The 13,676-nt window shown below is 41.9% G+C and carries 22 protein-coding genes; 21 read left to right on the top strand and 1 reads right to left on the bottom strand.

Going from position 1 to position 13,676, the window contains the following annotated elements:
* From LUCIF_RS18595 to LUCIF_RS18550, 11 genes are all read left to right on the top strand, one after another.
* Positions 1-255, top strand: a 255-nt coding sequence (locus LUCIF_RS18595; RefSeq protein WP_207858037.1) for a hypothetical protein, incomplete at its 5' end; no start/stop codon positions are given.
* 188 nt (positions 256-443) lie between these two features.
* Positions 444-569 (top strand): hypothetical protein, encoded by a 126-nt coding sequence (locus tag LUCIF_RS27075; protein ID WP_279386973.1) that lies wholly within the window; start codon positions 444-446, stop codon positions 567-569.
* Positions 547-753 (top strand): hypothetical protein, encoded by a 207-nt coding sequence (locus LUCIF_RS18590; RefSeq protein WP_122629321.1) that lies wholly within the window; start codon positions 547-549, stop codon positions 751-753. Before LUCIF_RS27075 ends, LUCIF_RS18590 begins: the two co-directional genes overlap by 23 nt.
* A 539-nt stretch (positions 754-1,292) precedes the next feature.
* The gene (locus LUCIF_RS18585; protein WP_122629320.1) at positions 1,293-1,517 is read left to right on the top strand and encodes a hypothetical protein; all 225 of its coding nucleotides are present in this window, start codon (positions 1,293-1,295) and stop codon (positions 1,515-1,517) included.
* Positions 1,518-1,532: 15 nt separating this feature from the next.
* Entirely contained in the window at positions 1,533-1,715 is a 183-nt protein-coding gene (locus LUCIF_RS18580; protein ID WP_122629319.1) for a hypothetical protein, read from the top strand.
* 132 nt (positions 1,716-1,847) lie between these two features.
* The gene (locus LUCIF_RS18575) at positions 1,848-2,033 is read left to right on the top strand and encodes a hypothetical protein (RefSeq protein ID WP_122629318.1); all 186 of its coding nucleotides are present in this window, start codon (positions 1,848-1,850) and stop codon (positions 2,031-2,033) included.
* A 4-nt stretch (positions 2,034-2,037) separates the two neighbouring features.
* Positions 2,038-2,253, top strand: coding sequence for a hypothetical protein (locus LUCIF_RS18570; protein ID WP_122629317.1), 216 nt, complete (start codon positions 2,038-2,040; stop codon positions 2,251-2,253).
* Positions 2,254-2,263: 10 nt separating this feature from the next.
* A complete protein-coding gene (locus LUCIF_RS18565) occupies positions 2,264-2,872 on the top strand; it encodes a hypothetical protein (protein ID WP_122629316.1) in 609 nt (202 codons plus the stop codon).
* 89 nt (positions 2,873-2,961) lie between these two features.
* Positions 2,962-3,360: a helix-turn-helix domain-containing protein gene (locus tag LUCIF_RS18560; RefSeq protein WP_122629315.1), complete on the top strand. Its 399-nt coding sequence runs from the start codon at positions 2,962-2,964 to the stop codon at positions 3,358-3,360.
* A gap of 132 nt (positions 3,361-3,492) precedes the next feature.
* Positions 3,493-4,119: a nucleotide-binding protein gene (locus tag LUCIF_RS18555; RefSeq protein WP_122629314.1), complete on the top strand. Its 627-nt coding sequence runs from the start codon at positions 3,493-3,495 to the stop codon at positions 4,117-4,119.
* 76 nt (positions 4,120-4,195) lie between these two features.
* The gene (locus tag LUCIF_RS18550; RefSeq protein WP_122629348.1) at positions 4,196-4,495 is read left to right on the top strand and encodes a hypothetical protein; all 300 of its coding nucleotides are present in this window, start codon (positions 4,196-4,198) and stop codon (positions 4,493-4,495) included.
* A 350-nt stretch (positions 4,496-4,845) separates the two neighbouring features.
* Here the strand turns inward: LUCIF_RS18550 and LUCIF_RS18545 are convergent, their stop codons facing one another.
* The gene (locus LUCIF_RS18545) at positions 4,846-5,199 is read right to left on the bottom strand and encodes a helix-turn-helix domain-containing protein (protein ID WP_165866066.1); all 354 of its coding nucleotides are present in this window, start codon (positions 5,197-5,199) and stop codon (positions 4,846-4,848) included.
* 130 nt (positions 5,200-5,329) lie between these two features.
* On the opposite strand from LUCIF_RS18545, the gene LUCIF_RS18540 reads away from it, so the two are divergent.
* The 10 genes from LUCIF_RS18540 to LUCIF_RS18495 all read left to right on the top strand — a co-directional run bounded on the left by LUCIF_RS18540 (position 5,330) and on the right by LUCIF_RS18495 (position 13,674).
* On the top strand, positions 5,330-5,551 hold the full coding sequence (locus tag LUCIF_RS18540; protein ID WP_122629346.1) for a helix-turn-helix domain-containing protein: 222 nt from the start codon (positions 5,330-5,332) through the stop codon (positions 5,549-5,551).
* 130 nt (positions 5,552-5,681) lie between these two features.
* Positions 5,682-6,002: a TrbC/VirB2 family type IV secretion system protein gene (locus LUCIF_RS18535; RefSeq protein WP_165866065.1), complete on the top strand. Its 321-nt coding sequence runs from the start codon at positions 5,682-5,684 to the stop codon at positions 6,000-6,002.
* A 12-nt stretch (positions 6,003-6,014) separates the two neighbouring features.
* Positions 6,015-6,716, top strand: coding sequence for a conjugal transfer protein TrbF (gene trbF / locus LUCIF_RS18530; protein WP_122629344.1), 702 nt, complete (start codon positions 6,015-6,017; stop codon positions 6,714-6,716).
* A gap of 12 nt (positions 6,717-6,728) precedes the next feature.
* Positions 6,729-7,511, top strand: a complete 783-nt coding sequence (locus tag LUCIF_RS18525) for a TrbG/VirB9 family P-type conjugative transfer protein (RefSeq protein WP_122629343.1) — start codon at positions 6,729-6,731, stop codon at positions 7,509-7,511.
* 5 nt (positions 7,512-7,516) lie between these two features.
* The gene (locus tag LUCIF_RS18520; protein WP_122629342.1) at positions 7,517-8,746 is read left to right on the top strand and encodes a TraB/TrbI/VirB10 family type IV secretion system protein; all 1,230 of its coding nucleotides are present in this window, start codon (positions 7,517-7,519) and stop codon (positions 8,744-8,746) included.
* A gap of 15 nt (positions 8,747-8,761) precedes the next feature.
* A complete protein-coding gene (gene trbB / locus LUCIF_RS18515) occupies positions 8,762-9,718 on the top strand; it encodes a P-type conjugative transfer ATPase TrbB (protein WP_122629341.1) in 957 nt (318 codons plus the stop codon).
* A gap of 13 nt (positions 9,719-9,731) precedes the next feature.
* Positions 9,732-9,983, top strand: a complete 252-nt coding sequence (locus LUCIF_RS18510; protein ID WP_122629340.1) for a VirB3 family type IV secretion system protein — start codon at positions 9,732-9,734, stop codon at positions 9,981-9,983.
* Between the two features lie 59 nt (positions 9,984-10,042).
* The gene (locus LUCIF_RS18505; protein ID WP_122629339.1) at positions 10,043-12,568 is read left to right on the top strand and encodes a VirB4 family type IV secretion/conjugal transfer ATPase; all 2,526 of its coding nucleotides are present in this window, start codon (positions 10,043-10,045) and stop codon (positions 12,566-12,568) included.
* Positions 12,565-13,308 (top strand): TrbJ/VirB5 family protein, encoded by a 744-nt coding sequence (locus LUCIF_RS18500; RefSeq protein ID WP_122629338.1) that lies wholly within the window; start codon positions 12,565-12,567, stop codon positions 13,306-13,308. The genes LUCIF_RS18505 and LUCIF_RS18500 overlap by 4 nt, the downstream gene beginning before the upstream one ends.
* Positions 13,309-13,674: a hypothetical protein gene (locus LUCIF_RS18495; RefSeq protein WP_122629337.1), complete on the top strand. Its 366-nt coding sequence runs from the start codon at positions 13,309-13,311 to the stop codon at positions 13,672-13,674.
* Positions 13,675-13,676 lie beyond the last annotated feature (2 nt).

Genomic DNA, 13,676 nt, shown 5'->3' with positions numbered 1-13,676 from the left:
AAGGATTGGGAAGGCGATTTGGACAGCTTTTTAGAGGTTGGCGACTTGGTAGACGAGGAATTTGTAGACTATTTTATAAATGTTTTGCCCCCGGCTTGTATGAATGGGCAATGTGTCCAGATGGGCGAGCCATATAGCCATAACCCGGATAAAGACGGAAAATGGCGGGCTACCTATTCAACCTTAAAAAATAGCCCGGAGGGTTGGCGATATGCCGGTCATTGTTTCCGGGGGCAAACGGAGCCGGTAGAATAAAACTTCATAAAGGCCAGCCGGGAGCCTATCCCGGCGTAAACCTAAAAGGACTTATTAAACGATTAAATGAAGAATATAAAGGGATAAAACTGTTCCCAATTGAAAATAATTGACTATAGCTTTTTAAAGGAAAATAACAGGAAAATACGTGTTTTCAAGAAAATAGTACATAGTCAAACTGGCTTGCGGTGACGGCCATGGCCGCGATCACGGAGCGGATCGCCATCGGCATCCAGGATGCAGCCGGTGCCGCTGGTTTGGCTCAGAGTCGGGAAAGGAGAATTATAAATAATGAAGTTATGCGATCTTGTTAAACTATACAATCAAAAAGCAAAACGGTATGGTATCAATTTAATCATGCTGGCACTTGCAATGCCATTGGCAAGCATGATTTCTGGTTTTTCGTTTCCTTATGCAAATACAATTAGTTTAATTATAGGTATAAGCGGCGTACTGTTATTTGTATTTTCAAATGAGGAGCCTAAATCGGACAAATAGTCAAACTGGCTGACAGTGATCGGCTGCAGCCAGTTTGACTATATATTTCGGCCGCGCCCAGGGCGCTAAGAAGTGGATCATCTTGTTTCTAAATTTTGTACTTATAAGGTTTATATTTAGAGCCTATAGAGACGTTTTCGGAAAAACAAAATCATAGTAATCAAACCAGCAAGGGGTGGGGAGAAACCTTATTACTTCTGGGGAAAAAGCTAAATTCCTGCATAGTGACAAAATGGATTGGAGGATATTTAATGGTTAAAGGTTATAACCGGTTAAGTGATTCTGATAAAAAGACTTTTGATTCTTTTTGAAATAATTATCGTGAAGCAAATAGTTCTGAGTTTGAAATTGAGTATATTTCAGTAAAACGTGAAAATGATTATCTTCGTGTAGACTTGTTGAAAAACGGTAGAAAGACTTGGCAGCAGGTTTTTAGTAGTACGACTTGGGGGTAGTCAACCTGGCTTACATTGCCGCGCATGGCCGGAGCCACCAGCGAGGATCGGCACTTAACGTCAAAATAGAAACGGAGGGTTAATATGAATTGCGAAAAAAATATTTTAAAGTGTAATGCTTGCGGTAGTCCTTTGAAACTTAATAAATTTTTCACTGGTGTTGAAGAAGGGGAAGATGGAAAAATTTATGATTGTGGTGTTTCTTTAGAATGTGATTGTTGCGGAAGAATATACCCTCTAGGATGCATTAAGAAAGAGCAGGATTTCGTGTTTCCAAAGCAATTTATACCCCAAAATAGAACGAAATAAGAAAGGATGATTAAAATGCTGGATATTAGCCGGGAATGGGAAACGGAATATCTTTGCGCCAGGGTGAAGCGCATCGAAGAGGATGTAAAAAACGGGAAATTTGAAAGCGCCTTAGACTATTTAAATATGATCCAGGAGAAAGCAAAAAGTGCCGAAATATTGATACGAAAACACCTGGTAGCGGCAAAGTCAAAATAGGGTTGAATGAGAGACACAATATCTTGTATCCGTCGCAGCTGCCGGCAGCACAAGATATTGTATAAGGACAGGCACTTGGCACGGATCTGCGCTGACAGGCGCAGCCGGTCAAACTGAAATGGAGGGATAAAAGTGGACGGAAACATGATAGACGGTAAAAAGCTGATAAGTATACTCGAATTTTTGAAGTCGGAATCTGAAAAAGAGGAACGAAAAGACGATTGGAATAAAGGCTATAAAAGCGGCCAGATTGCGGTCTATGAGCATGTTATTGAACTTGTACAGGGAAGCATTAAAGAAAACTCAGAAAGTGTGTGATTTAATGGATAATATTATGTCTGAACTTGAAAAATATCTTGAACGGGCAAGAATTGCCAGGGATGATGATGGACGCCTGGCGGCGATTATGACTGACATGGAGCATAAATACTCTATCCCAGCACTATCAAGCTTGATTCCGGAATGGAAAAGAAATGATCCTAATGCAGAAAGGATTTTAAAAGTATATCGCTATATTTCTGGTTTAAGGAATTTTTAGGGAGAATAAAATGCATACTCTTTCTTTGGATTGGATTTATGGATTTGTTTGGGGTTGCGGCTCTTTTTGTGGCGCGGAATCTCATGACGAAAGGCTATTAGTTAGGCATCATGATAAAAAGTTACTATTTTTGATCTCCAAAAAAATAGGGTCTTTTAAACCTCATAAGCGGAATAATACATACGCAATTAGAATTACACCAGGTAATGAGTTTGTCAAAAGAATATTTGAATTAGGATGGACAAGTCGGCGTGATAAAGATAGACAATACCCTCAAGGGGATATAAATCAATTAGAGTTTATCAGGGGATATTGTTACACTAAAGCAGCAATAACAAAACCGAGCAGCGGTAAGAATGCTATTGTAAAACTTGAAGGCGCAAAAAATGTACTAGATGTGATAAGTAGGTATTTAGTAAATATGTTGGATATTAAATATAAAGAACCGAGGAAAAGAAGCGTCAATATACCTAATTATGGAGATTACCATACCTTTGTACTTATGTATCAAGCTAGAGAAGAAGTGCCTAAAATCATTTCTCTATTAGAAATTCCTGACGAAACAATCAGAATGCGGAAAATAGACTGTAGCCGGTTTATAGGAGCAGAAAACCCTTAGAAATTTTTCTAAGGGTTTTTCCATTCTTCCAGGCATGTCTTACCTATGGTATACTTAAATGGAAATATTTTACAAAAGAGGGATGAGCTATGAAAGACCATTATAACATCAAACAAGCAGCGGAAGTCATTGGTGTTAGCACAAAAACCGTTCGTAAACGCATACAGAGCGGCGAACTTCCCGCAGTTTGGGAAGACCGTGGAAAGGGTATGAGCCAATGGTGGATACCTATGGGCGCTGTACAAGCCGCTGCTACTACTTTAGAAGCAATACCTGTAACACGGCATCTTTCCCCGGTTGAGGTTGCGCAAATGATTCAAAATGCGGTGCGGGAAGCTGTACAACAGGAACTTGAAAACTTCCGGGAGGATATGGAGATTCGTTCCGATCAGCGCGATAAGAAGCTTATGGAGGCTATTCGGGCCATTCAAGAAGAACGCCGCAATCAGTCTGCCAAACCTTGGTGGAAAAAAATGTTAAAGTCTTAGGCCGTCACAATTATTCTGTGACGGTTTTTTTTATCATTGTCGTTTACTTGACAATATATTTTAAATACCTTTATAATAAATATTAAAGGTATTTTTAGGGTATTATAAATATATTATAAAGGAGTTGCTTTGATGATTATCAATGTCACGCACTATAAAGGCGGGGTCGGCAAAACTACTCTTAGTACAAATCTTGCACAAGCATTTGATGCACCGCTATTAGACCTTGATGCTTTGCAGGGCAGTCTTAATTTTAACAAATTGAGAAAAGCGAACGGTCATACCCCTTTGAATTGCTTTACGGCGAAGACGCTGGAAGAATTAAAAGATATCTATAGTAAATATCAGTCGGAAATACTTATCGTCGATTCTGGTGGTTTTGACAGTGATATAAACAGGCTTGCTCTCGTCGGTGCGGATATCCTCATAAGCCCGGTTGCCCCCTCACAGGTGGAACTATTCGGCTTAGAGGCATTCGAAAAGGTTTTACGCCAGGCCAGCAGGGAATATAAAAGCGATTTTAAAACTAACGTGGTGATCAATAATGCCGACAGTCGCAGCAAGGGAATGGTTAATAAGCTGAAAAAATGTATATCGCAAACTCCGGAACATTTTGATTTGCTGGAACAGGTTATACATAACCGTATTGATTTTAAAAAAGCATATGCGGAGGGTGTTAGCGTTATCGAATTAGATAAGGAATCCAAAGCAGCGTTCGAGATACAGCAGCTGGTGAAGGAAATTAGACGCATGTTTTGAAGATATTTATAGTGTATTATAAATGTATTAAGAATATATTATAAATGTATTTATAATGATCGGGAGGATATGTCATATGGCGAGAAACTCAGGCGGTTTTACCAGGTTGAATGTCGGCGCTGAAGTCGAGGAAGAAGAATCTGCAGTAGATACGGAGAAAGCCGAGAAAGCTTTTTTGAAGGGAGCAGACATGCGTAAGTCTGCCAATCTGCATAGTAAGGCCGGGAGAAAGCCAAAGGACGTTAAAGCAGATAAACCTAAGCGGGTGTATCTTACCGCTGATCAGTCAAAAAAAGTCGATGCATACTGCGAAAGTATAGGGCTTGATTTTTCTCCGTTGGTCAGGCAATTGCTTCTAAAAGAAGGTATTATATAATACTTTTTAAATATCTTTTAAATATATTATAAAGGTATTATAAATATATCTAAAATAGAAAATAGCAGCGCGATCTAAAAAGCCCAGTTTTTGCGTAGATTTTACGTAAAAATTGGGCTTTTTTCCATAACATGCTATTTTTAGCTAACATTGTCACAAGTTTGTCATATTTATCCTGTAAATTAAAACCGTCAAGTTAACAATTTCACGAAAATGCAAGGATGCCGCTATCCCCGCCAAGAGACCAGCGACATCCACCTACAAGCAAAAGCTCCCAAGGATTACACCAAAGGTGTTAGTCCTTGAAGGGGTTTGCCTTGCTTTCATTATAACGTAGGCGCGGGAAAAGATCATTTATTGTTGGGATTTAAAATCTCATCGATTAGCGGTTTAAAACAGTATTCAAACTGTTTTTTAACCCAAATTCGCGTATCTGAATCAATGCTCATCATCTTTTCCAATATGTCTATCATGTGCTGCAAATCAGGATCAGTGATAGGCTTATCAGTCCCCTTTAATAACCAGTCAGTAGATACGTTCAAATAATTGCTTATTGCAACGATGGAATCAGATGTTGGTTTAACACTGTCATTTTCATATCTGCTAAGATTGCTTATCGATATTCCAGATTCTTCAGCAAAGGTGGTCAGAGAAATGTTACTACTTTCCCTGGCTTGGCGTAGGCGTTGACCGAATGTAGTCATAATAATTCCTCCACAAAAAGGATAAATTAGGGGTTGTGTATTTTCCATATATGCAATATAATGAAATAAAAATTGCATATATGGAAAGTTTGCTTTCCTTTGTTTGAAACCGTAGTTAGGGGTGAACTGAATGAATTTCCGCTTTCGAGAAGTCCGCAAGGCGCTTCGAATGACTCAAACAGAAGCTGCATTGCCATGCGGGAGAGATAAGCGATGGCTGTCCGATGTAGAGCTAGGGAAAATAAAGATTAGCTTTGAGTTAGCCGTACAGTTAGCCAGGGTTTATGGTACAACACCAGATACTTTTCTGCCACAGAAAAAAGCTTCAAGCGACTGTGACAAAAAGATATAAAGTCCAAGAAGTAAGAAACATTTTTTTTGCCGGTAAAATCCGGTAAAAACCGACTTTTGAAAGGAGGTGATTCAAAATGAGTTGCTATTTTAGGTGGTCAATTAAAAAATTAAGAGAGGGGCGATTTTTTATGAAAAAAAATGATGGTTTAAAATTGATTCTTTTAGCTGCCTTAGTGGTGCTGGTTATTCCTTCCACGGCCTTTGCGTCAGGTACTAGCGGGCTTCCGTGGGAAACTCCCATGAATACCGTAATGAAGTCAATAACCGGGCCGGTTGCAGGCATTTTGTCCGCTTTATGTGTATGTGGTGGTTTTTTGGCTCTTAGCTTTGGCAATTTGGGAGCCGTATCCGAGAGAATGGTAAAAATGGCTATTGGAATTTCGGGAGCACTTACTGCCACCACGTTAATTTCAACCTTGTTTGGTGTATCTGTTGGACTTGGTTTTTAAGGAGAATTTGCGATGAGTGCAAAAGAGTTAACCGCACGGGTGGAAGATTACAAGCCGGATGCCCCACCCGTTTCCCCCTACGATGCCCCAAAACAAATTTGGGACCATCTATTGGGTAGCGCCAAAGTAGAGGCATATAGCTGGAAGATTGGTTTTTTTACAGTGCTTGTCTTTCTTGGGTTCTCAATAGCCGGAAACGTATACATGGGGTCCAGAAGTTCCTTTATTCCGTATGTTGTCCAGTTGAATAGCGAGGGCGCTCCTAAAGCTGTCGGTCCGGCAAGGGAAACCAATTTTAAGCCGGGAGAAAGAGAAATCAATTATTTTCTCTGTCAGTTTGTGAAAAACATCCGGTCAATTTCGCTTGATCCTGTGAGAACTACCCAGGATTGGGAGGCATCCTATGCCTATTTACGGCCGGCAGCTGCCAATAAAATGAACCAAATCATGAATGATGAAGATCCATCTGCCAAGTTAGGAAAAGAAACGGTAGCAGTAACCGTCCGCAGTTTTGGCGCGGTACCTTCGTCAGGAAATACCTATCAGGTTAGATGGACGGAAGTTGTTTATGCCAAGGACGGGACACGGAAGGCCACTCGGAATATGACGGGATTATTTACCGTCGCTACTGATCCGCCAAAGACGGAACAGGATATTTTAAATAATCCACTGGGTTTGAAAATCGCGGATTTTTCATGGTCGCCAGATATTTAGGAGGGTGAGCTGATGAGGCAACAATCTTTAAAAAAGTTAGTTTGTTCTTTAATAGTGTTCTGCAGCTTTATTATATTACCTCTTGCTCATGCAGAACAAATCCAGGACGCTGCTAGTTTTCAGGATAAAGACATTCAATTTGTCTATGACCAGGATGATATTTACAAAGTTTACACAACGCCGGAGAGATTGACGGAAGTCAGACTGCAGCCGGGGGAAACTATCCGGGCTATGTTCGGCGGGGATACATCCAGTTGGCTGGTTGAACAGGCATTGACTACTAATGATAATGGACCAACGCAATACAGCCTATTTATAAAGCCAACTGCTGATAATATTAATACAAATGTAATTATTTCCACAGACCGGCGAACCTACCGGCTTATGCTGTGTTCAGCAAACTGGTACAACGGGATTATCCAATGGAGTTACCCCAAAGATGAGCAAATTGCTAGACAGAGGGCGCTGGCAAGACTGGAAGACGAAATTACTATTATACCAACCGACATTACCAAGATGAATCGAAATTATAAAATCAAGGCGAAGAAGAATTACCTCTGGAAGCCGGTTAATGTCTATGATTATGAGGGTAAAACCTATATAAAATTGGGACCGAAGACAGAGCAATCTTCCATGCCGGTGCTATTTGTTAAAGAGGGAAAAAATCTGCAATTAGTCAATTACCGCATACGCCAGGGTTATTTCATCGTAGACCGTATTTGCAATGAACTGGAATTGGTCAGCGGTAAGGATGTGGTAATAATTAAGGCTGTGCCGGATGAGAAAAGGAGGTAGTTACTATGAAAGAAACAGAACCGATGGCAATTGTTGATAATAACCGAAAGTTTGGACTAAAAGAAGATCCCCCGGAAGGGACTAGAATCAATAAAAAATTAGTTTTTGGCTTTACCGCTTTATTTTTAATTGCTTTTGTCGGCAGTCTAATGGCGTTTGTCTATCGTTCCAGCAACGAAACGCCGAAAAACCCAGCTGCAGCTGTTTCGCAAAAGCAAAATGAAGCGCAGCCTACACCACCTCCGGCAAAGGTTTTAGAAGGTCCTAAAAAATATGATGATATGCCCCAATATGAACAAGAGAAAAAAGCGGCTGTTAATAAGAAGCCAGAGACGATAGTCGATCCTGCGAACAGTAATACCTACCCTGGCGGTTTCCCCGTTCCGTCGATTCCGGATAGAGAACGCGGCAATATAGGCAACAGTCCAAATAATGTTGGCCAAGATACCAGGAAAAGTCCCGTTCGTTTTGGGGGGATTGGCAATACAAGTATGGCCCCTGTTCCTGTTGCCATAGGTGTTTCCATAGGGTATGAAAATACCAATCCCAATATAATTATAGCCCCAGGCGCTGGCGGCATGGGTGGCGAGGATATTAACCTACAGGATGAAAAAAGGACTTTCAATAAATCGGTTTCCACCGATAAAGAATTTTATGTGCAATCTGCAATTACTTCCCCAAAATCAGCGTTTGAAGTGAAAGCAGGTTCGGTTATTCCGTCTACGCTAATTTCCGGAATTAACTCGGATTTACCAGGGGTAGTTATAGCCCAAGTACGGGAAAACATATTCGATACGGTTTCCGGAAAATACTTATTAATCCCCCAAGGAACCAGGCTGGTAGGAACGTATGACTCGAAAGTTACCTATGGACAATCCAGGGTGCAAGTTGCTTGGAAACGATTGATTTTTCCGAATGGCGACAGTTTTGACTTAGATGGAATGCCGGGGGCTGATTTATCCGGGTATTCCGGCATGACCGGCAAAGTAAACCAGCATGAGGGAAAACTAATTGGTGCCGCCTTATACAGTAGTGCGTTTGCCTATGCTGTTGGAAGGATTAGCAGCAGCAATAATTCTGCCTCTGATACGGTAGCAGCTAATATTAGCAGCATAGCGGATAAGTTAACCCAAAACAATCTTAATGTACAGCCAACCATTGAGGTGGCTCCCGGTGGATTGTTTAATGTCATGGTGGAGCGTGACTTGCTCTTACACCCATATATTTCCTTTTAGTTCGGGGGGACTGCTTTGAACGAATTGGACGAAACTTATTTACGAATGATCGCTATGTTGGATGATGCATTAGGACCCAAGATTTTAGAGTGGTTGTATAATGCGGACGACATTGTAGAAATCATGTTAAACGATGATGGGCGCATATGGATCGACCGTCTCGGCGTGGGGTGCGTGGATACTAAAGAGGAACTGGACGAAGCGGCAGCTGAAAGAATTATTTCCGTTGTGGCCAGCAGTACCGAAAGTGAATGCAATCGGGAAAATCCGATTTTGAGTGCAGAACTGCCGAAAAGCGGCGCCCGTTTTGAAGCGATTATTCCACCGGCTGCAAAACGCCATATATTTAGTATCCGCAAAAAAGCCATTCAGGTGTTTTCACTTGATAATTATGTAGAAAAGAAGATTATGACTTCCAAGCAGAAAGAGCGGATTATGCAGGCTGTATATGGCAACCCCCCGGAAAACATTTGTGTTGCCGGGGGGACCAGTTCGGGGAAAACGACATTAACTAATGCAATCCTGGCCGAGATTTCTAAGACCGAGGCGCGTGTGCTCACTATGGAGGATGTGGCAGAGCTGCAATGCACAGCAGCAAATAAAATTACTCTCCGGACAACGGAGTATGCGCCGATGAGGCGCATAGTTAAATCCATACTACGCCTTCGGCCTGACCGGATCGTAATCGGTGAGGTGCGCGATGGAGCGGCGCTTGAACTGTTAAAATCAATGAATACCGGCCATCCAGGCTCAATTTTCACAATCCATTCCAATAGCGCCCTGGAGGCATTGTACCGGCTGGAAGACCTTATCGCGGAGGAAAGCAAATCGCCGCAGCAGCGGATGATCGGCCAGGCTATAGACCTAATTATCTTTATTGAAAAAGACCGCGTTGGCAATCGAAAAGTTAAAGAAATTGCCCATGTAAAAGGTTTTGTGAATGGTGAGTATGTTTTGGAAGAGGTAGTTTAGGAGGCGAATTCTTATGGGTGATGGTTTTGTACAACCCATTTATCGTTCCCTTACGGAGCCGATACTGATTTTGGGTGTTCCACGGGGGTTATGTTATTTGAACGGGGCTATTGCATCCGCTTTTGCCATCGGCTTACATTCATTTCTTATTTTGCCGTTTTGTTTTGTGATTCATGTGGTAGGTAGACATTTAGCCAAAAAAGACCCTTATTTCTTTGAGGGCTGGCAGCAGTACGTCCGGATGAAAAAGTATTATTATGTTTAGTAAATGGCTTTTCAGGCGCAGGACTGGTTTAACCAGGTTGGAAGGGAGGAATCTCAATAGTGTTTATCAAGAAGAAAGCGAAGAAAAGCCCAAGCGTTGATACGCTGCTTCCTAAAATTAATAACTTAACCTATAAGGTCAAAGCCTTTCGCTCTAATCCCGACCGGCTAACCGATTTATTGCCTTGGGTAATGCTATGTGCCCCTGGGGTGATATTGAATAAAGACGGTTCTTTTCAAAAAACATTCGCATTTCGTGGACCAGACCTGGATAGTGCCACCAGAGAGGAACTAACGGCTCTTTCTACCCGCTTAAATAACTGTTTTAAAAGGTTAGGCAGCGGCTGGGTTATTTACACCGAAGCCCAGCGTAAAAAGGCAGCTGAATATCCTGTAAAGACCTTTCCGGATGTAGTAACTCACTTAATAGATAAGGAGCGAAGCATCTATTTCAGTAGAGGCAATCATTACGAAAGTGATAGTTACCTTACTCTCTGTTGGCTACCACCGCCTGACAAGATGAAAAATTTATCCGGGTACTTTATTACCAAGCCTAAAAATCAAAGAAAGAAAAACTTAATGTTAGAGGAAACACTAAATGATTTTCTTGTGGAGGTAAACCGGTTTTTCGCTATTTTTGCCGAAGCAATGCCGGAAGCCAGGGAATTAACGGATGAGGAAACATTAACGTATTTGCACTCCACGGTCTCAACCAAGCGCCACAAAGTAGCGGTGCCGGAAGTACCCATGTTTATCGACTCTTATATTGCCGATCAGCCTCTGCTGCCTAGTTTGGAGCCTATGCTTGGCGATCAGCACATTCGGGTAGTTACCATCCAAGGGTATCCCGGTGCATCTACCCCCGGTATTTTTGACGCTCTGAATCGCCTAAACTTTGAATATCGCTGGGTTACACGGTTTATTCCCCTTGATAAAATGGAGGCTATGTCCGAAGCGAAAAGCTGGGCAAGAAAACTATTTAATTTAAGAAAATCATGGCTGTCGTTTATTATAGAAAGCCTTTCTGGCCGGGAAACATCCCAAATTAATAAGGATGCGGTTAGTAAATCCGAAGTAGCGTCAGATGCCCATGATGCAATATCCAATGATGAAATTAGCTTAGGCTATTTTACTTCTTGCATCGTGGTTATGGACCCTGATGAAAGAATGGCTGAAAAAAAGGTACTGGCAATAGAAAAGACAATTAACAACCTGAATTTCACCACGATCAAAGAAACCTTTAATGCTACCTTTGCCTGGCTGGGCAGTGTCCCTTGCGTACCTCGCGCGAATGTCAGACGGGCGCTGCTTTCTAGCAGAAACTTAACGCATATGTTTCCTTTATCTGCTATTTTCGCCGGTCATGCCATTAACCGGCACCTAAAGGCTCCGGCCTTATTAGCCACTCAAACTGCTGGCAATACGCCGTTTCGTCTGAATTTACATGTTGGAGGCGTAGGCCATACTATGCTAATTGGACCGACCGGCGCAGGCAAATCAGTGCATCTTGCATTATTGGCAGCGCAATGGAGAGGGTATAAGGATGCAAATGTTTTTATCTTTGATAAAGATGCCAGCATTCGCGTCTTGACTGCTGGTGTAGGCGGCGATTTTTATGACCTTGCCACGGATGGTTCGGCGCTATCTTTTCAGCCGCTGGCTGATATTGACGATCCAGACGAATTAACTTGGGCTTCTGAATGGATTTATGATTTTATGCGCGGCGAGGGCGAGAAAATCGACACCAAAGTTAAACAGATTGTCATGAACGCTTTACATCGATTGGCATCCGCGCAGAGAGAGAGACGTACCATTACTGACTTTTGTAGTATGATTCAGGAATCTCAACATTTGCGGGACGTTATGCAGCCACTTACTCTGAAAGGGTCCTTTGGTAAGTTATTCGATGGAGCCAAAGATAATCTTAAAGATGGAAATTGGCAAGTATTTGAAATGGGGCGACTGATGAAGACTGCTGCCGCTGTCCCACCGGCGCTGTCATATTTATTTCACCGTTTGGAGCAACGGTTTAAGAAAGCGAGCGGGCCAACTATCCTCATTTTAGATGAGTGCTGGCGTTTACTGGATAATGAGATATTTGCCGATAAAATCAGAGATTGGCTCAAAACCCTGCGGAAATTCGAAGTATCTGTAGTTTTCGCAACTCAGAGTTTAGACGATATTATGGGATCTAAAATTACGCCAACCATTATAGATTCTTGCAAGACAAAAATTTATCTGCCAAACCCTAACGCAGTTCAAGTGCATATGCGGGACCTTTACCGTAGCTTTGGTCTCAACGAGCGGGAAATTGAAATTATTTCACAGGCAACGCCTCAAAGACAGTATTACCTAAAATCGACGGAAGGGTCGAGGCTTTACGACCTGGCTCTGCAACGGTTTGCACTGGCCTATTGTGCCGCCAGTGGGAAGGAAGACCAATTAAAAGCAATGGAACTGTTAGAACAATTTGGGCTGGAAGGTTTTAATGAGGCGTGGTTACGCTACAAAGATTTAGATGTAGAGTACGATATTTTCTGCAAAGAAAAACAAAAGTTCAATAAGCAGGAGGGAATAGCTTCATGAAAAAGATTGGGTCAGTTTTATTGGTAATCTCTTTTTTGGTGGCTATGCAGGCACCACGTACATTCGCGATGGTGGTATATGACCCCAGTGTCAATAGTACGTTGAATACCAGGTTGAATGCGTCATACCTTGACCAGGTGAAAAATACGCTGAATAACCTGCAAAGCTTGCAGGCTCAATTACAAAATTTATCCAGTTTAGACCAAAGTTCCATGACAAGCCAAATTAATTCGGTACAAAATTCATTACAAACACTGCAGCAACTCCGGCAGAGTGAAAAGGGCCTTACCTTGGACTGGACGAATGCGCAGCAGGCGTGGGATTCGGAATATACGGACTTTAAGAATCTAAATGGCGGTATTTCAGCAACCGATTATACAACGGCTTATAAAAAGCTATCTACCAATACTGATAATGCCTTATACGATGCTATGAAATCACAAGGGCTGTTAGTGCAATTGGATGATGACCAACAAAACTTAGTTAACCTTATGAAATCCAGTACCAGCGCCAAAGGAGCATTACAAGCGGCTCAGATAGGGCACCAGCTGACGGCGCTGGAAATTCAGAATATGCTTAGGCTGCAGCAAATTTTAACAATGAGCAACCGAGCACAAACCCAGTATATGCTGCAGCAGCAACAATCGGCAGACGCGTCGTCGGCCTGGGCGCAGACTGCCTTTAAATCTACTACAACGCCAAGTAAAGGGCAAGGAACGGGGCTGGGAGATTTTAAATAAATGAAAATGAATCTATTGATATTTATTTGGGTAGCCGCAAACGTTTATTTCTATTTACGGATTTGGGAAATGTACAGTCATAAATGGAGTAAGAAGAAATGCCTAAAAGCAATGGCTGGAAATACCATTATAGTGACATTGGCGTTTGCACCCTATTTTGCAGGGTTTGGCGGGGGGAAACTTCCCCTGCCGTACCCATTTGATAGCCTCTTTTTTTTCATGTTCATATTTTTAATTTTGCCGCTATTGGTCATTTCGTATTTTAGAAAAAATCTTTTAATTCAATACAGAAAGGTGTTCCTGGGGTATGTAATTGTATGGTTTGTGTTGCTGACAATTGCACCTATGATTTTGATGGGGGGGTGAGT

Source organism: Allolucifera butyrica, from assembly GCF_900476375.1.
Classification (GTDB): domain Bacteria; phylum Bacillota; class Negativicutes; order Sporomusales; family UPPP01; genus Lucifera; species Lucifera butyrica.
This window is presented reverse-complemented; position numbering and strand designations above follow the sequence as displayed.